The following is a 21,071-nucleotide window of genomic DNA, read 5'->3' as shown; positions in this document are numbered from 1 at the left end:
GGCCGGCGCTCCGGCCGGTGGGAGCCACCCGGCGGGTCCGTGACGGCCCGTGCCATGCTTGCGTCCTGATCAACGCGAGCGACGGGGAGTGTGCGGCGGCGTGAAGGCGGCGGCGGGGCGCTCGGTACGGACGCGGCTGCGGGACCGTCTGGCGGCGTCCGATCCCGGGCTGTTGCGGCTGACGGCCGGACTGCGGATGGTGGGCTCCGTCGCGCTGGTCCTGGCCGTGCTCGCCCTGGCAGGGGCCGGCGTCGCCCAGCTGGTGGCGGGGGCGATGACGGCGACGGTCGCCACCTTCGCCATCCGGGAGAGGCAGCGCGGCGCGCAGGCCGTCACGCTCGCTCTCGGACTGCCGGTGGCGCTCGTGTCCGTGTCGCTGGGCGCGGCGCTGAACGAGCGGGTGGCCGTCGGGGACGTCTTCTTCGTCGCCCTCATCTTCTGCGCGGTGTACGCCCGCCGGTTCGGCGACCGCGGGACCGCCCTCGGGCTGATCGGCTTCCAGGTCTACTTCTTGTCCCTGTTCATCGGCGCCTCCGCCGATGAACTGCCGGGGCTCTGGGCCGCCCTGGCCGTCGCGTTCGCGTGCAGTGCCGTCATGCGGTTCGCCGTCGTCCCCGTCACCCCGGCCGGGCTCCTCGCACGACTGCGGGAGGCCTTCCGTGCCCGGCTGGCGCAGCTCGTGACGGCGCAGGTGGCGCTGCTCGACGCCGACGCGGACGAGGTCGACGAGGCCCTGGCGGACGTCCGCACGGGCACCGCCCGGCTGCACGAGACGGCCCTGATGATCCAGACCCGGTTGGAGCAGGGCACCTCCGACGCGTCGTCGGCGCGGCTGGTGCAGCGCCGGATCGCGGACGCGGAGATCACCGCCGAGCGGCTCGGTCTGCTGCTGCTGACCGCCCGCAGCGCGGAACGCGCGGACACGCTGACCCTGTATCTGCCGGGCGCGCCCGCCCCGGAGGCCGGCCGGATGTCCCCGCCGGACGAGGCCACCGCGGCGCTGCGCCGCGATCTGCTCTCCCTGCGCTCCCAGGTCCTGTACGCCGGGCCCGGAGTGGAGGGGACCTCGATCGCCCACGTGCGCAACCGGCTGCTCGCCTACCGGGACGAGGAGAACCTGCCGGCCTGCCCCCCGGCTCTCCAGGATGTGTTCCGGGTCATCGGCGAGGCGGCCCGCGCGGTGATGGGGCTGCGGATCGCTCTGGGCGGTCCGCAGGACGAGTCGGACGACACCCCCGCGACGGCCCTCTCCCGGGAGGAGCTGGACGCCGAGGACGCCGCCATCGACGCCGGCGAGGAGGGCGAGCCGGCCGAGCAGGCCACGGGGCTGCGGCGGCCCACCACCCGGGCCGCCGTCCAGGTCACGGTGGGCTCGTCGCTGGCCATCGCCGGCGGTGAGCTGCTGTCCTCCCAGGGCTGGTACTGGGCGGTCCTGACCTGCTGGCTCGTCTTCATCAACACCGAGTCGACGGGCGAGATCCTGGTCAAGGGCTACCGGCGGCTGGTGGGGACGGTGCTCGGCGTCGTCGCCGGCATCGCGCTGGCGACACTGGTCGGCGGGCACGCCTGGACGGTGTTCGCCCTGATCCTCGTGCTGATCTTCGCGATGGCCTTCACAGCACCGCTCTCGTACACGCTGATGTCGTTCTTCGTGACCGCGATGGTGGGGCTGCTGTACACGCTGCTGCACACCTACAGCTGGGAGGTGCTGGTCCTGCGCGTGGCCGAGACCGCGCTGGGTGCCGCCTGCGGGGTGTTTGCCGCGGCCCTGGTCCTGCCGGTGCGTACGGATCGGCGGACGAACGAGCTGCTGGCCACCGTGCTGGAACGGCTCACCGAGGTCACCGAGGCCGCCGTCGACCAGCTCAGCGGCGGGCCCGCCGCCGATCTGCTGGACCGGGCGCGGGAGCTGGACAAGGCGCTGGGCGAGTTGCGCGCCGCGACCCAGCCGCTCACCCATCCGGTCACTCCGCTGCGGGGCAGGCGCGACACCGCGCGGTACGTCGTCGCGCTCCTGGAGACCTGTGCGTACCACGCGCGCTCGCTGGCGGCAACGGCCGAACTGCTGCCGACGCATCCGTCGATCGCGGCGGATCCCCGGCTGCGCGGGGCGGCGGCGCGCACCGTGCGCAACATCGCGACGATCGCTGCCCGGGTCGCGGGCGAGGACGCCACGGCGGGGATCGAGACGGGGCCGAGCTTCGCCTCACTGCTGGGCGGTTCCGGCGGCGACGGCGCGTCGCGCTACGGCCGGATCACCGGCCGGGTGCTACGGCATCTGGAGCGGCTGGACGAGGCGGTGGTGGGCCTCGCCCGTCCGCTGGACGTCCCGCTGGCGAGCGACGACCGAGCGGTGAAGGCGGCGCGCTCGAAGGACGGAAGCGACACGCCCGGACATCGTGGGTAGCGGGTGGCGGGTCCAGGAGCCGGTGGCTGCGGGTTCAGAAGTCGGTGGGAAGGCCGCTGGCCTCGGCGATGCCGCGCAGTTCGTCGTTCTGCCGGTGGCGTTGCCTGATGTAGTCGGCGATCTCCTCGAGGCGGGAGGGATCGGCTGCGGTCGTCGCGTCGGTGACCACCCTGACCGGTCCGCTCTCGTCGACCTCCAGCTCGACCACCTCGTTGTCCATGCGGCCGGTGACGGCCGTGGCGATGACGAGGGCGGCCTCGTCGCGGACCTCCTGGGGCAGTTCCTCGTCACCGCCGTCCAGGGCGAGGTCGGGACCGGACAGCCGGTGCTCCTCGATCGCCCGGAGCACCGGCTCCACCACGCGGAGCAGCAGGCGGTAGTCCTCGGTGTCCATCCGGATGCTCAGAAGGTCGAGGTAGACATCGACGGGCCGTCCGTCGTCCGGCGGAATCTCGGATTCACTCATCGGCTCCGTGCTCCCCTCATGCGGCCGCCCATGGCGTCGGCGCGTACCCGGGCGCAGCTTCGGCTGATCAGCCGGGAGACGTGCATCTGGGAGATCCCCAGCTGGTCGGCTATGCGGCTCTGTGTCATGTCCTCGAAGAATCGCATGTACAGGATGGTCCGCTCGCGTTCCGGCAGACGACGCAGGCCCTCCTTGGCGGACTCACGGTCGACCACGACGTCGTAGGACGCGTCCGAGGCGCCCAGGGTGTCGGCCAGGCTGTAGCCGTCGTCGTCGGGCGACATCTCCGCGTCCAGCGACAGGGTGCTGAAGCTCTCCAGCGCCTCCAGTCCGGCCGCGACCTCCTCCTCGGTCAGTCCCGTGTGCCGGGCGATGTCCGCCGGGGTGGGTTCGGGACTGCCGGGCGTCTGGGTGAGGTCCCGCCGGGCGATCCGTACCTTGTTCCGCAGTTCCTGCACGCGGCGGGGCACCCGCAGGGCCCACATCCGGTCCCGGAAGTGCCGCTTGACCTCTCCGGTGATGGTCGGGACGGCATAACTCTCGAAGGCTCCGCGGTCCGGGTCGAAGCGGTCCACCGCCTTCACCAGGCCGAGTGCGGCCACCTGGCGCAGGTCCTCGACGGATTCGCCGCGGTCGCGGAAACGGCCGGCGATGCGGTGGGCCATGGGCAGCCACGCGGTGACGAGTTCGTCGCGCACGGCGTCCCGCTCGGGGCCGTCCTCCAGGGAGGCCAGCCGGGTGAACAGGGCGGCGGTGTCGGGGGCGTCGTCGTGCCGCCTGCGACCTCCTGCGGCCGTGGGGGCGGGGGTGTCGGGGCGGTCGGTGGACGTGTCTATGAGCATGCGGTTTCGCTCCCGAACAGTTGTTGTCATGGGCGATCTACCGTGGGGCGGCCGCTGTGAGGACGTCCGGAGTGAGTACCACAGCAGCCATGCCTCTCCCGCTGGTGCGCCGTCGGTCCGAAGCACGACCCTCCGACTGCCCGGTGCCCGATGGCGCAAACTCCACTTCAGTGAACAAATCAACGGAAAGGGTCTGGCGGCAGTTCAGGGCAGGGGGACCAGCGCGCTGACGCACTTGCCGCCCGCGGGCAGGTCCCGGACGCGGATGTCGCGGGACAGCAGGCAGACGAGGGGCCAGCCGTGACCGCCGGGCGTGAGGCGTCCCTGCGGGCCGGCCGCCGGCCGGGCGACGGGCAGTTCCGTACTGCGGTCGCTCACCGACACCCGTACGCCGGGTCCGGCGACGTCGACCCTGACGTCGGTGACGCCGCCGCCGTGCAGAATCGCGTTCGTGGTGAGTTCGGAGGCGACGAGCAGGGCGTCCGCGAGGGCGGCGGCGTCGCACGGGGTGTGCGTGGCGCGGCAGCGTTCGCACACCGCCCGCTGCACGGCCTCACGCACCTGGGCCGGCCGGTAAGGGCGGTGGGGTGCGGCCCGGACGGTGCCGGGCGGTTCCATGTACGGCCCTTCCATGTCGGGGGGTTCCGTGTCGGGGGGTTCCGTGTCGGACGGTTCTGTGTCGGCTGAAAACATGTGCTCTTCGCACATTGTTCGGCTCCCTGTTCGATGAGAAAGGTCACCCCCTTCCGGCTGACCCCTCATGGCACCGGCAAACCTTTCGGCCCGTTCCGGAGCGGCTGCCATCTCCACGGCGCACCGGGGCAGCCGGTCGGCTTGACGGATGGAGCGACCGCCGCCCGGAGTGAAACAGGTCACCCGACCCGATTCAGGCGACACGAGCCCCAAGAAATGGTTTATCGTTCACACATAAGTGGTGACGGAGTCGACGAACCGTCCTCCCTGACCACCTTTTGCGGCCCTGGCTGGTTTCCCCCGTCCAGCCAGGGCTTTCAACACCCCGGAACACGACCTCCGCCATCGCCGAGGTGCCCCGGACGGCGGCAGCGGCTCCAATGGACGTAGGACCATCCGATGGCCCGGCGAGGAGTCCCGCCCATGACCAAAGCGATCAAACTCCTGACCGCCCTGCCCCCGCCGCAGCGGGAGCGCCTGATGGCGCTCGCACAGGAGGTGTCCTTCCCCGAGGACACCCGGATCTTCGAGGCCGGGACCACCGCCGACCGCTTCTGGGTCGTCCGCTCCGGGGCGGTGTCGCTCGATCAGCGGGTGAACGAGCTCCAGCGGGTCACGGTCGCCACGCTCGGCGCGGGCGACCTGCTGGGCTGGTCCTGGCTCTTCCCGCCCCACGAGTGGGACTTCGGCGCCGAAGCCTTCAGCCAGGTCCGCGCCTACGAGTTCGACGCGGCGGCCGTCCTGCAGCTGTGCGAGGAGGATCCGGCGCTCGGGCTGACGCTGGTGCGCTGCGTCGCCGAGATTCTCGCGCACCGGCTGGAGGCGACGCGGGGCCGGCTGATGGAACAGCAGACGACGCGCATCCGCGGAGCCTTCTGAGGCCTGTCCGGCGGATCCTGCCGGAGCCGGGCGCGCTCGTCTCACACCCGGTAACGGCGCAGCGCCGGCATCGCGGCGGCCAGGGCGAGCATCACCACGACGACCAGGAGCCCGCCGCCCGCCACGGCCGTACGGGGGCCGAGGGAGGAACCGGCGGTGCCGTGCAGGACGTCGGCGAGCCGGGGGCCGCCCGCGACGACGACCGTGAAGACGCCCTGCATCCGGCCGCGCATCTCGTCGGTCGCGGCGGAGAGCAGGATGGCCCCGCGGAAGACCATCGAAACCATGTCCGCGATGCCGGCGACAGCGAGGAAGGCCACGGCGATCCACAGGCTGTCGCTGAGCCCGAACCCCGTGATGGCGACGCCCCACACCATCACGGACCCGATGACCATCCAGCCGTGCCGGCGGGCCCGGGAGAACGTGCCGGAGAAAAGTCCGCCCAGCACCGCGCCGATCGGGATCGCGGCGAACAGCAGCCCCAGCGCGAACCCTTCACCGTAGGGGGCGTACGTCTCGGCGGCGAGCTGCGGGAACAGGGCGCGGGGCATGCCGAGGACCATGGCGACGATGTCGGCGAGGAAGGACAGCAGCAGTACCGCGTGCCCGGCGATGTAGCGGAACCCGTCCACGATCTCCCGGATGCCCGCGCGCCGCGCCACCGCGGCCCCGAGCGGTGGCAGGGCGGGCAGCCGGTACACCGCCCAGACGGTGACGCACAGCGCCAGCGCGTCGATCAGATACAGCTCCGCCAGCCCGACGACCGGGATGAGCGCGCCCGCGAGCAGCGGTCCCGCGACCTGGCCGGTCTGCATGACGGTGGAGCCCAGGGCGTTGGCGGCGGGCAGTTCACCCTCGGGGACCAGGCGGGCGATGGAGGCGCTGCGAGCCGGGGCGTTCAGTCCCCAGAACGCCTGCTGCACCGCGAGCAGGACCATGAGCACGGCGACGGATTCCAGCCCGGCGGCGGCCTGCGCCCAGAAGAGCACCGAGGTGACGGCGATTCCGGTGTTGGTGATCAGCAGGAGGGTGCGGCGGTCCATGGCGTCGGCGATCGCGCCGCCCCACAGCGCGAACACGATCAGCGGCAGCAGGCCTGCCAGGCTTGCGGCGCCGACCCAGGCGGAGGAGCCGGTGATGTCGTAGATCTGCTTGGGCACGGCGACGGCAGTGAGCTGGCTGCCGACCGCGGTGACGATGGTGGACGTCCACAGCCGGCGGTAGGCCGGGCGGCGCAGGGGCCGGGTGTCCATGGCCCAGCGGCGCAGGCCGTGCGGCCGGGGCGGTGCGGCCGGTTCCGCCGGTCCGGACACGGACGGCCCGGGTGGGCCGGCCGGCGCGGACATGGCCGGTTCGGGCACGGCCCGCTTGGGTGCGGGTTCCTCGGCCCGGGGTTCGGTGCTGTTCTCGCTGGGGTCCACGACCGTCCCGGTTGGTGACTACATCTTGTTGCCGGGGATCACTATGGCAGCACCCGCGGCAGCACTCGCCCGCCGCCTCAGCTTCCGGCGATGAGTGTGCAGCCGAGGACGATCATGGTGGCCGCGACCAGGCCGTCCAGGACCCGCCAGGCGGTGGGACGGGCAAGGAAGCGGCTCAGCAGCCGGGCGCCGAAGCCGAGGACGGCGAACCAGCAGAGGCTGGCCAGCACCGCGCCGAGCCCGAACGTCCAGCGCAGCGGCCCGTGGTCGGCGGCCACGGAGCCCAGCAGGAACACGGTGTCGAGATAGACGTGCGGGTTGAGCCAGGTCATCGCCAGGCAGGTGAGTACGGCCCGGCGGCGCGAGGTCACGGCCTCGCCCTCCGCCTCGAGCCCGGTCCCGACCGGCCGGACCGCCCGCCGCGCGGCCAGGACGCCATAACCGAGCAGGAACACGCCGCCGATCCAGCCGACCGCCGTCAGCGCGCCGGGCCACGCCACGACCAGCGCGCCGACCCCGCCGACGCCCAGGGCGATGAGCAGCGCGTCGGACACCGCGCAGATGCCCACCACGGCGAGCACCGCCTCACGGCGGACGCCCTGGCGCAGGACGAAGGCGTTCTGGGCGCCGATGGCGACGATCAGGGAGAGGCCGGTGCCGAATCCGGCGGCGGCGGTGGTCAGGGCGGCGGTCATGCACAGGACGCTAGAGGCCACGTCCGGCTGCAGTACAGCTAATGATTCTTACGTACCCTTAGCCGGTGTGATGGACGACCTTCCGCTGGACCAGGTGCGGACCCTGCTCGCCGTGGTGGACGAGGGCACCTTCGACGCGGCGGCCGCGGCCCTGCATGTGACGCCCTCCGCGGTCAGCCAGCGGGTGAAGGCGCTGGAGCAGCGCACCGGTCGGGTGCTGCTGCTGCGGACCCGCCCGGTCCGGCCGACCGAGTCGGGCGAGGTGCTGGTGCGGCTGGCCCGCCAGGTGGCCCGGCTGGAGCGGGACGCGTACGCGGAGCTGGGGCTGAGCTCGGCCGGGGAGCCGACCCGGGTCTCGGTGGCGGTGAACGCGGACTCGCTGGCGACCTGGTTCCTCGGGGCCCTCACCCGCGTCCCGGGCGAGCTGCGCCTCTGCTTCGAACTGCGCCGCGAGGACGAGTCCCACACCGCCACGCTGCTGCGGGAGGGGGTGGTGATGGCCGCGGTGACCTCCTCGCCGGACGCGGTGCCGGGCTGCTCCGTACGACTGCTGGGGCGGATGCGCTATCTCCCCGCGGCCAGCCCGGAGTTCGCCGCGCGGTACCTCGCCGGGCCGCTGGAGGAGACGCTGCCGCGGGCGCCCGTGGTGACCTTCGACCGGCGGGACGACTTCCAGGATGCCTTCGTCCGCCGGCTCACCCGCGGCCGCACCGGGGCGAACACGGGCAGGCACCTCATTCCGACCTCGGAGGGGTTCGCCGAGGCAGTCGCCGCGGGCCTGGGCTGGGGCATGGTCCCCGAGACGCAGGCCGGCCCCCTGCTGCGGGCCGGCCGGCTCACCGTCTTCGCCCCGGACCGCGCGGCCGACGCGCCCCTGTACTGGCAGCAGTGGAAGCTGGATTCCCCGGCCCTGGCAGCGGTGGCCGAGGCCGTGGCGGCAACTGCGGCGACGGCGCTGCGGAGTTGAGGGGTGGGTACCGTGCCCTCGTCGCGCTCGTCGTCGGCCGGCCGGTGGTGTCCGCGGTGACGCACACCACCGAGGCCGCTGTTTCATCGCGTGTCGACAGGTGACCCGTAACGGAGCACGGCATCCCAAGGATGCGTATCCACTCCGAATCAGGTGATTTTCCATGGACGACCGGCGGACCCGCGCGGCCTGCCGGAACGAGGATCCCGAGCTCTTCTTCCCGATCGGGACCTCCGGCCCGGCCCTTCTTCAGACGGAACAGGCGAAGGGGGTGTGCCGACGCTGCCCTGTCCAGCAGCAGTGCCTCGACTGGGCGATGGACACGGGGCAGTCCCTCGGGGTGTGGGGCGGCACGAGCGAGACGGAGCGGCGCGCGCTGAAGCGCCGTCTGAAGGCGCGACGCGCCTGAGGCAGGCCCGGGGTTCCGCCCTGCCTGTCCGCCGTTCCGCCCGCCGTGCCCGGCCCGGTGAGCGGCGTTAGGCTCGCCAGGAGAGCGTGGGAAGGGGCCGATCATGAGCGTGCGTGTGCGTCGTGTCTACGAACAGCCCGAGCCGGACGACGGGATCCGTGTCCTGGTCGACCGGCTGTGGCCGCGTGGCCTGGCGAAGGACCTGGCCCGCGTGGACGAGTGGCCCAAGGGGCTGACGCCGTCGACGGACCTGCGCCGCTGGTACCACACGGGCGAGCGGCCGTACGAGGAGTTCCGCGGGCGCTACGAGAAGGAGCTCGCCGCTCCCGAGGCGGCCGAACTCCTCGACCATGTGCGGGATCTGGCCACGCAGGGCCGGGTGACGCTGGTGACCGCGGCCAGGGAGCCGGAGACCAGCCATGCCGAGGTGCTGGCCCGCCTCCTCGACGACTGACACGGCTGCGTTCTCCGGCCGCTCCGGTGTGTCCGAGGGGCCAAAGTGGCGGGCAGCAGCCGTGTCCCTGCGGCCCGCCCCGAATCGGCTACGCCGTCTGCCGCGCCGCCGCCCGGCCCGCCGCGCGGCCCGAGAAGAGGCAGCCGCCGAGGAAGGTGCCCTCCAGGGCGTTGTAGCCGTGGAGGCCTCCGCCGCCGAAGCCCGCGACCTCGCCCGCCGCGTACAGCCCCTCGACCGGCCTGCCCTCGCCGTCCAGCGCGCGGGAGTCGAGGTCGGTCTGGATGCCGCCGAGGGTCTTGCGGGTGAGGATGTGCAGCTTGACGCCGATCAGCGGGCCGGCGGCGGGGTCGAGGATGCGGTGCGGGGTGGCCACGCGGCCGAGGCGGTCGCCCATGTAGCGGCGGGCGTTGCGGATGCCCTGCACCTGGGCGTCCTTGCTGAAGGAATGGCCGAGCTGCCGATCGCGGGCCTCGATCCGGCGCCGGACGGCGGCCGCGTCGAGGAGCGGCTTGTCGGTGAGGGCGTTCATCCTCTCGACGAGCTGCTCCAGGGCCGGGGCGGTCACGAAGTCCGCGCCCTCGCGCAGGAAGGCGTCGACCGGGCCGGGGGCGCCCTTGCCCAGGACGCGTTCGCGTAGGAACCCGGTCCGGTCCTTGGCGGTGATGTCGGGGTTCTGCTCGGAGCCCGACAGTGCGAACTCCTTCTCGATGATCTTCTGAGTGAGGATGAACCAGGAATGGTCGTACCCGGCGATGTCCTCGGTGGTGCGCAGGTGCTTGAGCGTGCCCAGGGTGTCGTAGCCGGGGAGGCAGGGCTCGGGCAGCCGGCGGCCGAGGGCGTCGAACCACATCGAGGACGGTCCGGGCAGGATGCGGATGCCGTGACCGTGCCAGACCGGGTCCCAGTTCCGTACGCCCTCGGTGTAGTGCCACATCCGGTCCCGGTTGACCAGGCGTGCGCCCGCGCGCTCGCTGATGCCGAGCATCCGCCCGTCCACGTGGGCGGGGACCCCCGTGACCATCTCGCGGGGCGGGGTGCCGAGCCGCTCGGGCCAGTGACGGCGGACGATGTCGTGGTCGGCGCCGATGCCGCCGCTGGTGACGATCACGGCCTGGGCGGTGAGTTCGAAGTCGCCGATCGCCTCGCGGCTGGAGGCGACGCCGCGCGGGGCGTCGTCCGGGGCCAGGACGGCGCCCCGCACTCCGCTCACGGCGCCGTCCCGGACGACCAGTTCGTCGACCCGGTGCCGGTGGTGGAAGGTGAGCAGACCGTCGCGCGAGGCCTGCCGGGCGTGGCCGACGAAGGGTTCGACGACGCCGGTACCGGTGCCCCAGGCGACGTGGAAGCGGGGCACGCTGTTGCCGTGCCCGTCCGCGCGGAGGTCACCGCGTTCGGCCCAGCCGACGGTGGGCAGGAAGGAGATGCCGTGCCCGGTCAGCCAGGAACGCTTCTCCCCCGCCGCCCACTCGACGTAGGCGCGCGCCCAGCGCACCGCCCAGGTGTCCTCGTCCTCGAGCCGGTCGAATCCGGCGCTGCCCTGCCAGTCGCTCCAGGCGAGGTCGAAGGAGTCCTTGACGCCGAGGCGCCGCTGTTCCGGGGAGCCGACGAGGAACAGCCCGCCGAAGGACCAGAAGGCCTGCCCGCCGAGGTTGGCGGCGTTCTCCTGGTCGACGAGGGCGACCCTGCGGCCCCGGCTGGTCAGTTCGTGGGCCGCGACCAGGCCCGCGAGACCCGCTCCGACGACGATGACGTCGGCATCCATGGCGAGAAGTCCCTTCCTCATCCGCGTCGGTGCGCGGCCGGTTCGGCGCTGCCGTCGGTCAGCAGCGCGGTCAGTAGTTGCTTCAGCCAGGCGCGGGCGTGCTCGGCGTCCCCGTCCAGCAGCAGTTGGGTGGTGACTCCGTCGTACGCGGCGACCACGGCGTGCGCGGCGCCCTCGGCGGTGCCGAGAACGGCGGGCAGTTCGGTGTGGCCGCGGGCCCGGCCCAGGTGGTCCGCGATGGCGCGGCGCAGCCTGGCGCGGTGTTCCAGCAGGGTGCGGGAGACTTCCGGGTCGCGGGCGGCACGCACCAGGAAGTCGGTCTTCACCAGCAGCCAGTCCCGGTCGAGCAGCAGCACCTCGGTGACGCGGTCCACGGTGGCGGGCACGTCGAGGTCGGAGCCGCCCACGGCGAGGGCTCCGGAGACCTGCTCGGCGATGAGCTCGGCGCGCTCCGCGTACAGGGCGAAGAACAACTCGTCCAGGGTGGCGAAGTTCGAGTAGAAGGCGCCCCTGCTGTATCCGGCGGCCTCGCAGACCTCCTCGATCGAGACGTGCCCGAAGCCCTTAGTCGCGAACACGGCGAACGCCGCCCGGAGGAGGTCGGCGCGCGTGCGGACGCGGCGTCCGGTCACCCGCCGGGCCACACGCCCGGTACTGCCGTCCGCGGCCATCCCGCCACCTCCGTTCGATACGCGAACGTATCCGATACATCGATGTATCCATAGGCCCGGGCGGCGGGAACTTCCCGAATTCCTCGGGCTTCCCGGGCCTCCCAAGGAGGCCCCCGCCACCAAGCGGAACGTTCGTTCGAATAAGAGCCATTACTCGGCCCGCCGGCCGCGGAGGTGCCCTGGCGGGCGGAGCGGCGCACCATGTACGACCGCGTCGTCGACGTGCCCCGGCTGCTGTCGTCAAGGGCGGCTCCTGCCGGCGCGCCCGGGAACACCGCATACCCAGGAGCACCCGTGCGGCCGGACCGCGCATCAGCGTCCGGTTCCGCCCACACGGCGTGAACCGACCGACCGCCCGACCGCCCCTGCCTATGCGTGCGCCCTGTCCTCGCCCTCGCCCTCGCCCTCGCCGGAAGCCTGTCGTCCCCCGACCCGCTCCCCCACACTGGACCGCACACCTGCGGGGAGGGCCGATGAGCGCGGACACCGAGCCACCTGTCGGCGCCGGCCGGCGCAGTGAACTCGATGTGCTGCGCGCCCTCGTTGTCCTCGGTCTGGTTTTTTTCCACGCCGCCCTGGTGTTCTCCCCCGACGACGACTTCTACGTCAAGAACCCGCAGACCAGCGGCGCGGTGACCGTTCTCGCCGGGTTCGGGGTGGTGTGGGCGATGCCGATGCTGTTCCTCGTCGCCGGTCTCGGCGCCCGGCACTCGATCCGTCACCGGGGACCCGCCGGGTTCGCCCGGGAACGCCTGCTGCGGCTCGGCGTCCCGCTGGTCTTCGGCACCCTCGTCCTGTGCCCGCTCCCGCAGTGGCTGCGGCTGCGCGCGGCCGACTCCGGGTACGACGAACCGTACTGGCGGTTCTGGCCGCGCTTCCTCACCGTACGCCCGGATCTCGCCGACTTTCCCTTCGTACTCGAGGGGGACCACTTCGAGACCGGGCACCTGTGGTTCGTCGTACTGCTGCTGGCCTTCTGCCTGCTGCTCGCGCCGGTCGCACGGCAGTTGGCGGCCGCGGCCGGGTACGTCGTTCCCACGCTGCGCCGCCACCCGGTCCTGCTTCTGCTTCCGGCGCTGCCGCTCACCGCTGTCAACGCCCTGCTGGGCATGGAGGAGGGCTTCGCCGGCTGGAACCGCTGGGCCTACCTCCTGTTCCTCCTCCTCGGGTTCGCCCTCGCCGACGACGAACAGGTCCGCGCCCTGACCCGCCGCGCGGCCGTCCCCGTCGGCGTGCTCGGACTGGTCCTCTTCGCCGGGACGGCGCCCGGATTCGTCGCCGGGGACGACCCGTTCACCGCGTGGACGCCGTTCGCGCTGTTCACCCGGGCGCTGTTCGGGGCGGCGGGCTGGTGCTGGGTGCTCGCGATCCTCGGCCTGCTGGACCGGCCCCGGAACGGGACGGCGAGGGCAGGGGGCGGGACCGAGGGGACACGGGGCAGGGACCGGATCCTCCACCGCGCCCTACGGTACGGGGCGCTTGCCGCGCTGCCGTTGTACGTGCTGCACCAGCCGGTCGTGGTCGTCTTCGCCTACGGAGTGGTCGGCTGGTCCGTGCCGGCGGCGGTCAAGTACGCCGTGATCGTGCTCTCCTCACTGGCCGTCATTTTCACCATCCATGAGTTCGGGGTGCGCAGAACCCGGGTGACGCGCTTCCTGTTCGGGATGCGCACCGTATCCCCGGCCCGTCCCGTACCGGCTGCGACACGAACGGGACCACCCCCTCCGACGACGTCCTGATCTGCTTTCCTGGTGGCTTCCGACAGGGACGACGGACTCGGGGCGATCATGCGCGCAGAGGTACGGCAGGTGGCCGAGGGCACCCACCTGGTGCACGGCTCCCACACCAACTGGGTGATTCTCCAGGAGGGGGACGCCGTCACACTGATCGACACCGGGTACCCCGGTGACCGCGAACAGCTCCTCGCCTCCCTCGCGGAGGTGGGCGGTTCACCGGAATCGGTCGCGGCCGTCCTCATCACTCACGCCCACACGGACCACCTGGGCTCCGCCGAGTACCTGCGGGCCACGTACGGCACGCCCGTGTACGCACACGAGGCCGAAGTCCCCCATGCGCGCCGGGACTTCCTCCAGCAGGTGACCGTCGGAGAGGTCCTGCGCAACAGCTGGCGGCCGGGTGTGCTGCCCTGGGCACTGCACGTGGTGCGCTCCGGCGGCACGGCGCACGTGCCGGTTGCCGCACCCGAGCCGTTCCCGCGGTCCGGCCCGCTGGACCTGCCCGGCCGCCCGGTGCCCGTGCACACGCCCGGCCACACCGACGGGCACTGTGTCTTCCATCTCCCGCACCTCGGGGTGGTGGTGTCCGGCGACGCCCTGGTGAGCGCCCACCCGACGTCCCGGATCGACGGACCGCAGCTGCTGCCCCGCATGTTCCACCACGAGCGGGCCACCGCCATCGGCTCGCTGGACATCCTGGCCGAGCTGGCGGGCGACCTGACGCTGCCCGGACACGGCCCCGCGCACCGGGGGTCCCTGGCGGGCGCGGCGGAACTGGCCCGCGAACGCGCGCAATAGGGTGAGCGGGCGACCACCGGTGTGACCATCGCTCCGGAGACGTCCGCCCGCGAGACGAGGACACCCGAGTCATGGCCCTGCAGATCAGCGCGACCAACCCGGAGCATCCCGCGCTCCTGCTGGAACTGCCCTGGCACCTGCCGCTCCAGGAGTGGCCCGAGCAGTACCTGGTACCGCTGCCGCGCGGCATCTCCCGGCACGTGGTGCGCTACGCCCGCGCCGGTGACGAGGTGATCGCCGTCAAGGAACTCGCCCGGCGGCCCGCACTGCGCGAGTACGAGCTGCTGCGCGACCTGGACCGGATCGGCATCCCCGCGGTGGATCCGCTCGCCGTGGTCACCGGCCGCGCGGGCACCGGCGGGGAGCCGTTGGAGAGCGTGCTGATCACCCGGCATCTCAGCGGGTCGATGCCGTACCGGTCGATGTTCGAGACGACGCTGCGTCCGGCGACCATGCACCGGCTGATGGACGCGCTCGCCGTGCTCCTGGTACGGCTGCATCTCGCCGGGTTCGCGTGGGGCGACTGCTCGCTGTCCAACACGCTGTTCAGGCGGGACGCGGGTGCCTACGCCGCCTATCTGGTGGACGCCGAGACCGGTGAGCTGCACCCGGAGCTGAGCCCCGGCCAGCGCGCGTACGACCTGGACCTCGCCCGCGTGAACATCAGCGGCGAGCTGCTCGACCTGGAGGCCTCCGGAGCGCTGCACCCGTCCGTGGACCCCATCGGGTTCGGCACCGAGATCTGCGCCCGCTACGAGGGCCTCTGGCGGGAGCTGACCCGTACCTCCGTCTACCCGGCGGGCAAGTACCACTACATCGAGCGCCGGATCCGCCGGCTGAACGATCTGGGTTTCGACGTGGCCGAGATGCAGATCGAGCACGCCTCCCACGGCGACACGGTCACCTTCGTGCCGAAGGTCGTCGACGCCGGGCACCACCAGCGCCAGCTGTTGCGCCTGACCGGGCTGGACGCCGAGGAGAACCAGGCCAGGCGGCTGCTGAACGACCTGGAGAGCTGGATGGCCACCCAGGACGACTACACCCCCGACGGCGCCCTGCCCGGCGCCCGCCCGGAGGTCCTCGCCCACCGCTGGGTGCGGGAGGTGTTCCGCCCGACCGTGCGTGCCGTGCCGCCCGGACTGCGCGGCGCGATGGACCAGGCGGAGATCTACCACGAACTCCTGGAGCACCGCTGGTACCTGTCCGAGCGGGCCCAGCACGACATCGGTCTCGACACGGCGGTCGAGGACTACATCAGGAACATCCTGCCCAAGGCCCGGGAGACGCTGCGGCCCACGACCGACTGAGCCGGGCAGGGCAGGGCAGGGCAGCGACCGGGGCGCCACCGGCGGTGGCAGCCACGCCCGGCCCTGGCCCCGGCCGCCGGGGCCGGGCGGGTCAGCCGTGCGGCACCACCGCCACCGGGCAGTCCGCGTGGTGCAGGACGCCGTGGGCGACCGAGCCGATCCGGGCCCCGACAGCACTGCGGCGCGCGCGGCGGCCGACGACCATCAGCTGAGCCGTGCCGGACGCCGACAGCAGCACCTGCCCGGCGCTGCCCATCTCCACGTGCTCGACGACGCGCACCTGCGGATAGCGCTCACGCAGCGGCGCGAGGGCGTCCGACAGGGATTTCTGCTCGTACGGCTCCAGGCCCCCGGCCTCGTCCATGAGACGCAGCGTGTCGGGGCTGTAGGCGAACATCGGCGGCAGGGCCCAGGCGCGTACGGCGCGCAGGGTGGCCCCCCGCGCGGCTGCGGCCTCGAAGGCGAATTCCAGCGCGGCGGCGCTGTCCTCCGGGTCGCCCTGCTGGCCGACGACGATCTCCCGCCCGGCGACCTCGCCGGACGGCGTGTCCTCGGCCCGTACGAACACCACCGGCCGCCGGGCCTCGACGATCACCTGCTGGCCGACCGAGCCGACCAGGAAGCCCACGATCCGCCCGTGCCCGCGGGAGCCGAGCACCAGCATCTCGGCGTCCGCCGAGGCGCCGGTCAGGACCCCGACGGCGTCCCCCTCCAGGACATCGGTGGTCACCGCGAGAGCGGGGTGCCGTTCGGTGACCTGGCGGACCGACTCGGCCACCGCGTCGCGCACCCACCGCTCCTGAGTGGCGGCGTCGCCGGCGTCGACCGCCTCGTGCGTCTGGAAGCGCCAGGCGTGCACCACCCGCAACGGCCGCCCCCGGCGGACCGCTTCCCTCGCCGCCCAGGCCAGTCCGGCGAGGCTCTCCTCGGTTCCGTCGACCCCTGCCGTGATCGGGCGTGTCATGCGGTTCCTCCTGTGTCGTGTCCACTACGCACGGTCCAGTCTTCCCTAACCTTCTTGCATGACCTTGACCTGGGAGCAGGTAGTGGTGGACTCGGCCGATCCGGTGGCGCTGGGACGCTGGTGGGCCGAGGCCCTCGGCTGGGTGGTGCGGAGCGACTCGCCCGACGAGTACGGGATCCGGCCGGAGCGGGACCGTCTGCCGGGGCTCGTCTTCGTGCCGGTGCGGACGAGCGGACCGTGAAGAACCGCCTCCACCTGGATTTCCGGCCCGACGACCAGGCGGCGGAGGTCGCCCGCCTGCTCGCCCTCGGTGCCCGCCCGGCGGACGTCGGCCAGGGCGAGCAGCCGTGGCGGGTCCTCGCCGACCCCGAGGGCAACGAGTTCCGCGTGCTCTCCTCACACGCTGTCTGAGCCTGGATCCACCGATGATCATGGAGGGCAGACTGTGTCCTCCCAGGTCAACCAGTCCTTCGGGTGGTAGTCGATCTTCACCTGAGAGGTGAAGGCGCGGAACGGCTCAATCGGGCCGCTGACCTGGACGAAGGCTGCTCGGGTCCGGTTTTCGTCGGTGGATTCAGGCTGAGCCTCGCCGCGCGCAACGCCTGGTTCGAACCTACGATGGACCGGCTGCCGGTGGTGTTTCCGTGGCGCCGGGTACCGGACGGCGACGCCCGCTCTCCGGTGTCGCTCGCGCTCCCCGCCGGAGCTCCGACGACCTCCCTAGGAGCCGGCATGACCAGCGACCAGGCCATCGATCCCGGTGCCGTGCCGAGCGGCGCGGGATGCTCCGACTGCGACGCCGTGGGCGGCTGGTGGTTCCATCTGCGGCGCTGCGCGCGGTGCGGACACGTCGGCTGCTGCGACAGCTCGCCCGGGCAGCACACCACGGCGCACTTCAAAGCCACCGGGCATCCCGTGGTCCGCACCTACGAGCCCGGCGAGGCCTGGTTCTGGAACTACTCCACGGAGGAGCTGTACGAGTCGGGCCCGGACCTGGCCCCGCCCGCGAGCCGTCCGGCCGACCAGCCGGTTCCGGGCCCGTCGGGGCGGGTCCCGGAGGACTGGGAGCAGAAGCTGCGTCGCTGAGGGGCCCACGGGACCGGGGCGGGGCCGGCCCCTCCGCGGAGATCGCCGGCGGAGAAGGTGCGGCCGGTGGCGCGTGCCAGGATGGACGCGTGCCGCAGATCTCCTTCGCCGGTCCGCTCGTCGGCCGCGACGACGAACTCGCCCGGCTCGCCGGGGTGCTGGAGCGCGCCCGCGGGGGTGAGCCGCGCTGATCGCCGGGGGCGCCGGGGCGGGCAGGACGAGGCTGCTGGACGACCTGCCCCGCCGGCACCCGCTCCGGCCCCTGCTGGCCGAACTGGTGCGGCTGCCCTCGGTGGAGCGGCTGGAGCTGCGACCGTTGCCCGACCCCGACGTGGCCCGGCTGGTGCGCGCCCTCGAACAGTGGCCGCTGCCGGACGCCACGGTCCGCCGGATCGTCGAGCGTGCCGAGGGCAACGCCTTCTACGCCGAGGAACTGCTCGCGGGCGGGGTACCCAGCCGGCTGGCCGACGTGCTCCTCATCCGGATCGAACAGCTCTCCGAGACCGCCCAGCGGGTGCTGCGGACCGCTGCCGTCGCGCCGTCGTCGTAGCGGGCCGTATCGCCACTCCCGCTGTTCCCGCCCTTCCCGACACTCCTCACACCCACCCCAAATAACCGCTTTGAACGGATATCGCAGCAATACTGTGCTGATCGGTCGCACCCGGTACGTCCGGCACAGTGGGCAACTGTGGGCTGCCGACAGTCAGATGACGGATGGTCGGCGGAAGCGGGAGAGAACAGCCGAATGGTCTCAGCGACGACGATGCGCAGGGGGGCGGCCGCCGCCGCGGTGGCCGCCCTGACCCTCCAGGCAGCTGCGGCACATGCCGCTCTCCCGGTTCCGGACACGGCCCGACCCTCGGTGGCCACGGCGCTGCCCGCCCCCGACCTGGCCGGCCTCGGGAGCGTGCTGCGCACGGCACGGTCGCAGGGCGCGCCCGGCGCCCTGGCCCGGATCGACGACCACGGCACGGTGCACCGGACGTCCTTCGGCCTCGCCGACCGCGGGACCGGGCGGGCCATCGCGACCACCGACCGCTTCCGCATCGGCAGCGTCACCAAGATCATGTCCGCCGTGGTGGTCCTGCAACTGGTCGACGAGGGGAAGGTGAAGCTCGACGACCCGGTCAACCACCACCTGCCAGAACTGCTGCCCGACGACCGGATCACCGTCCGCCATGTGCTGAGCCACCGCAGCGGTCTGTACGACTACACCAACGACCTGTTCGCGTGGACGGTCCCCGGTTTCGAGGCGGTCCGCACCAAGACCTTCACCCTGAGCCGGCTGGTGGAACTGTCGCTGGAACGTCCCCGGACCACCGCCCCCGGCGGCGCCTACAACTACTCCAACACCAACTTCGTCGTCGCGGGCCTGCTCATCAGGAAGCTGACCGGCCACTCCCTCGCGACCGAGTACCGCAACCGGATCATCGACCCTCTCGGGCTGAGCGACACGTCCTACCCGCATCCCCGCACCACGATCCCCGGTCGCCACACGCGCGGTTACCTCACCCCGGACGCACCGGCGACGGAGCTCGTCGACGCCACTGAGCAGACGGTGTCCTGGGCGCAGAGCGCAGGCGCCGTCGTCTCGAGCACACGGGACCTCAACACCTTCCTGTCGGCACTGCTCGCCGGCCGGCTCACCTCGACGGCCGGCCTGGCGCAGATGCAGCGCTGGGTCCCCGCGGGCACGGGTCAGGCGTACGGGCTGGGGCTGCGGCGCCGCGATCTGTCGTGCGGGGTGTCCGTGTACGGGCACACCGGCGCCGTCCAGGGCTACTACACCTACGCGTTCACCTCGAAGGACGGCGGGCGCAGCCTCACCGCGCTCGCCACCACCTCGAACAACGCCCCGGTGATGAGCACGATGCTGGGCACACTGGAGTCCGCCTTCTGCGGCAAGGGGGCGACGGTCCGGCGGGGCTCCGCTCCGGCGCAGTGGCACGAGGACACCACGGCGGGGACGCAGCCGGGGGGAACAAAACCCGCGGCGACGGGGACCTCGCCCGGCTGACCGCCCCGGGAACCCGCGCCCGTCGCCAACCGTTGTCCGGGCACCCCCCACCGGTCCGTGACGACGACGGACCACTGACGGCTGACGACAGCAGGGCGGCGCGATGAGCGAGTTGGTCCCCGGCGGCAATCTGGCCCTTCCGGGCGGCACGGTGACCGTCCGGGTGCCGGGCCCCTACGACGTGTCCGCGCTGATCACCGACGACGGCGGAAAGGTCGGGGACGACGCCGACTTCGTGTTCTTCAATCAGCCGTCCGCCCCCGGCGCCCGCCTGCACGGCGACACGCTCACCGTCGACCCGAGCGCCCTGCGGCCCGGCGCCGTCCGGGTCACGGTGGCCGTCAGCGCCGCAGACCCCACCATCCCACTGAGCGACCTGCCCCCGCCCGTCCTCCAGGTCACCGACGCCGGCGGGCGCCCCCTCGCCCGGTTCTCACCGGCGCACCCCGGGCAGGAGTCGGTGCTGCTCCTCGCGGAGATCTACCGGCGCGGCGAGGGCTGGAAGCTGCGCGCCCTCGGCCAGGGGTACGCCGACGGACTGGCCGGTCTGGCCCGGGACTTCGGCGTCGACGTGCTCGACGAGGCGGAGCCCGGGGTGGCCGGGGTGGCCGGGGTTCCGGCTGCGGCGGCGCCGTCGGCCGTCCCCGATCCGGCAGGCTACCTCGGTCCGGTCAACTCCGCGCGGGCCGAGGCGGGTTCGCCTCCGATCGCGCTCGACGCGCGGCTGATGTCGGCGGCCCGTGCGCACGCCGAGGCCATGGCGGCGCAGCGACACCTCGCCGTCGAGAGCCGGGACGGTGTCTCCGTCCACCAGCGGGTCGTCGCCGCCGGATACGCGTATCTCACCGTCGGCGAGCATCTGGTGTCCGGTCCGCGCACCCCCGCCGAGTTCGTCGCCCACTGTCTGCGCAACGAGCCGTCCCGGCGCACCCTGCACGGTCCCGCCTTCACCCACGCCGGTCTGGCGTACGCGGGCGACGGCCCCGCCGGTGACGTCTACTGGACGGCGCTGTGGGCCGTTCCGCTCACCCCGGCCGGCCTGACCCGGACGGTGACGGACGTGGTCGACCTCACCAACCGGGAACGCGCCCGGGCCGGGCTGCCGCCCCTGGCCGTCGATTCGCTCCTCGTCACGGCCGCGCAGGCGCACAGCGCCGACATGGTGGCCCGCGACTTCTACTCCCACACCGCTCCCGGCGGCAGCCGTCCCTGGGACCGGGCCGCCGCCGCGGGCTCCGCGCGCCGGACCATCGGCGAGAACATAGCCTGCGGCCAGCGCTCGGCCGCCGAGGTGGTGGAAGGGTGGATGAACAGCCCCGGCCACCGCGCCAACATCCTCAAGCCCGACTTCACCCACATCGGCGTCGGCTTCGCGGGCGGCGGCCGCGCCGGCACGTACTGGACCCAGCTCTTCGGCGCTTAGCTTGCCGTAAAACCTGGCGGTCTCGAACAGGCGTTGTTCGAGCTCCTCGCATGGGAAAACGCCGGACAAGGCGA

Annotated in this window: 19 protein-coding genes and 3 pseudogenes; 14 read left to right on the top strand and 8 right to left on the bottom strand. The window is 72.7% G+C overall.

Features of this window, described 5'->3' with window-relative positions:
* Positions 1-88: 88 nt before the first annotated feature.
* Positions 89-2,407 carry an FUSC family protein gene (locus ACFPZI_RS21465; RefSeq protein ID WP_381365290.1) on the top strand — a complete coding sequence of 773 codons (2,319 nt, stop codon included), beginning with the start codon at positions 89-91 and terminating at the stop codon, positions 2,405-2,407.
* A gap of 34 nt (positions 2,408-2,441) precedes the next feature.
* Here ACFPZI_RS21465 and ACFPZI_RS21460 read toward each other — a convergent pair whose 3' ends face one another.
* The 3 genes from ACFPZI_RS21460 to ACFPZI_RS21450 all read right to left on the bottom strand — a co-directional run bounded on the left by ACFPZI_RS21460 (position 2,442) and on the right by ACFPZI_RS21450 (position 4,348).
* Complete coding sequence (locus ACFPZI_RS21460) at positions 2,442-2,873, bottom strand: hypothetical protein (RefSeq protein ID WP_381365287.1); 432 nt, start codon at positions 2,871-2,873, stop codon at positions 2,442-2,444.
* Entirely contained in the window at positions 2,870-3,715 is an 846-nt protein-coding gene (locus ACFPZI_RS21455) for a SigB/SigF/SigG family RNA polymerase sigma factor (RefSeq protein WP_381365286.1), read from the bottom strand. The genes ACFPZI_RS21460 and ACFPZI_RS21455 overlap by 4 nt, the downstream gene beginning before the upstream one ends.
* Before the next feature lie 204 nt (positions 3,716-3,919).
* Complete coding sequence (locus tag ACFPZI_RS21450; protein ID WP_381365283.1) at positions 3,920-4,348, bottom strand: ATP-binding protein; 429 nt, start codon at positions 4,346-4,348, stop codon at positions 3,920-3,922.
* 483 nt (positions 4,349-4,831) lie between these two features.
* On the opposite strand from ACFPZI_RS21450, the gene ACFPZI_RS21445 reads away from it, so the two are divergent.
* The gene (locus ACFPZI_RS21445; protein ID WP_381365280.1) at positions 4,832-5,287 is read left to right on the top strand and encodes a cyclic nucleotide-binding domain-containing protein; all 456 of its coding nucleotides are present in this window, start codon (positions 4,832-4,834) and stop codon (positions 5,285-5,287) included.
* A gap of 41 nt (positions 5,288-5,328) precedes the next feature.
* Here ACFPZI_RS21445 and ACFPZI_RS21440 read toward each other — a convergent pair whose 3' ends face one another.
* Together ACFPZI_RS21440 and ACFPZI_RS21435 are read right to left on the bottom strand one after the other, a co-directional pair.
* Positions 5,329-6,708 carry an MFS transporter gene (locus ACFPZI_RS21440; protein WP_381365277.1) on the bottom strand — a complete coding sequence of 460 codons (1,380 nt, stop codon included), beginning with the start codon at positions 6,706-6,708 and terminating at the stop codon, positions 5,329-5,331.
* A 77-nt stretch (positions 6,709-6,785) separates the two neighbouring features.
* A complete protein-coding gene (locus ACFPZI_RS21435; protein ID WP_381365275.1) occupies positions 6,786-7,403 on the bottom strand; it encodes a LysE/ArgO family amino acid transporter in 618 nt (205 codons plus the stop codon).
* 70 nt (positions 7,404-7,473) lie between these two features.
* Here ACFPZI_RS21435 and ACFPZI_RS21430 point away from each other — a divergent pair, with 70 nt between their 5' ends.
* The 3 genes from ACFPZI_RS21430 to ACFPZI_RS21420 all read left to right on the top strand — a co-directional run bounded on the left by ACFPZI_RS21430 (position 7,474) and on the right by ACFPZI_RS21420 (position 9,233).
* Entirely contained in the window at positions 7,474-8,370 is an 897-nt protein-coding gene (locus ACFPZI_RS21430) for a LysR family transcriptional regulator ArgP (protein ID WP_381365347.1), read from the top strand.
* A 163-nt stretch (positions 8,371-8,533) separates the two neighbouring features.
* Positions 8,534-8,779, top strand: a complete 246-nt coding sequence (locus ACFPZI_RS21425; protein WP_381365272.1) for a WhiB family transcriptional regulator — start codon at positions 8,534-8,536, stop codon at positions 8,777-8,779.
* A gap of 103 nt (positions 8,780-8,882) precedes the next feature.
* On the top strand, positions 8,883-9,233 hold the full coding sequence (locus ACFPZI_RS21420; RefSeq protein ID WP_381365270.1) for a DUF488 domain-containing protein: 351 nt from the start codon (positions 8,883-8,885) through the stop codon (positions 9,231-9,233).
* Positions 9,234-9,321: 88 nt separating this feature from the next.
* On the opposite strand, the gene ACFPZI_RS21415 is transcribed toward ACFPZI_RS21420, so the two are convergent.
* Positions 9,322-10,995, bottom strand: coding sequence for an FAD-binding dehydrogenase (locus ACFPZI_RS21415; protein ID WP_381365267.1), 1,674 nt, complete (start codon positions 10,993-10,995; stop codon positions 9,322-9,324).
* 17 nt (positions 10,996-11,012) lie between these two features.
* Positions 11,013-11,666, bottom strand: coding sequence for a TetR/AcrR family transcriptional regulator (locus ACFPZI_RS21410; protein ID WP_381365264.1), 654 nt, complete (start codon positions 11,664-11,666; stop codon positions 11,013-11,015).
* Positions 11,667-11,902: 236 nt separating this feature from the next.
* Between ACFPZI_RS21410 and ACFPZI_RS21405 the strand changes: the two are divergent.
* The 4 genes and pseudogenes from ACFPZI_RS21405 to ACFPZI_RS21390 form a co-directional block, all read left to right on the top strand.
* A pseudogene (locus tag ACFPZI_RS21405) lies at positions 11,903-12,007 on the top strand (alpha-ketoglutarate-dependent dioxygenase AlkB); the annotation flags it as partial.
* 132 nt (positions 12,008-12,139) lie between these two features.
* Entirely contained in the window at positions 12,140-13,405 is a 1,266-nt protein-coding gene (locus tag ACFPZI_RS21400) for an acyltransferase family protein (protein WP_381365261.1), read from the top strand.
* A 48-nt stretch (positions 13,406-13,453) separates the two neighbouring features.
* On the top strand, positions 13,454-14,200 hold the full coding sequence (locus ACFPZI_RS21395; RefSeq protein ID WP_381365344.1) for an MBL fold metallo-hydrolase: 747 nt from the start codon (positions 13,454-13,456) through the stop codon (positions 14,198-14,200).
* A gap of 71 nt (positions 14,201-14,271) precedes the next feature.
* Positions 14,272-15,507, top strand: a complete 1,236-nt coding sequence (locus ACFPZI_RS21390; protein ID WP_381365258.1) for a DUF4032 domain-containing protein — start codon at positions 14,272-14,274, stop codon at positions 15,505-15,507.
* Positions 15,508-15,598: 91 nt separating this feature from the next.
* Here the strand turns inward: ACFPZI_RS21390 and ACFPZI_RS21385 are convergent, their stop codons facing one another.
* A complete protein-coding gene (locus ACFPZI_RS21385; protein WP_381365256.1) occupies positions 15,599-16,471 on the bottom strand; it encodes a universal stress protein in 873 nt (290 codons plus the stop codon).
* A 58-nt stretch (positions 16,472-16,529) separates the two neighbouring features.
* Between ACFPZI_RS21385 and ACFPZI_RS21380 the strand changes: the two are divergent.
* The 5 genes and pseudogenes from ACFPZI_RS21380 (at position 16,530) to ACFPZI_RS21360 (ending at position 20,997) form a co-directional block, all read left to right on the top strand.
* Positions 16,530-16,882 (top strand): annotated as a pseudogene (locus tag ACFPZI_RS21380) (VOC family protein).
* A 321-nt stretch (positions 16,883-17,203) separates the two neighbouring features.
* A complete protein-coding gene (locus ACFPZI_RS21375; RefSeq protein ID WP_381365253.1) occupies positions 17,204-17,557 on the top strand; it encodes a UBP-type zinc finger domain-containing protein in 354 nt (117 codons plus the stop codon).
* A gap of 193 nt (positions 17,558-17,750) precedes the next feature.
* Positions 17,751-18,095: pseudogene (locus ACFPZI_RS21370) on the top strand (helix-turn-helix transcriptional regulator); the annotation flags it as partial.
* A gap of 207 nt (positions 18,096-18,302) precedes the next feature.
* Positions 18,303-19,574, top strand: a complete 1,272-nt coding sequence (locus ACFPZI_RS21365) for a serine hydrolase domain-containing protein (RefSeq protein ID WP_381365250.1) — start codon at positions 18,303-18,305, stop codon at positions 19,572-19,574.
* A gap of 103 nt (positions 19,575-19,677) precedes the next feature.
* Complete coding sequence (locus tag ACFPZI_RS21360; RefSeq protein WP_381365247.1) at positions 19,678-20,997, top strand: CAP domain-containing protein; 1,320 nt, start codon at positions 19,678-19,680, stop codon at positions 20,995-20,997.
* Positions 20,998-21,071: the final 74 nt, after the last annotated feature.

The organism is Streptomyces chlorus (assembly GCF_042655885.1).
Lineage (GTDB): Bacteria > Actinomycetota > Actinomycetes > Streptomycetales > Streptomycetaceae > Streptomyces > Streptomyces chlorus.
This window is presented reverse-complemented; position numbering and strand designations above follow the sequence as displayed.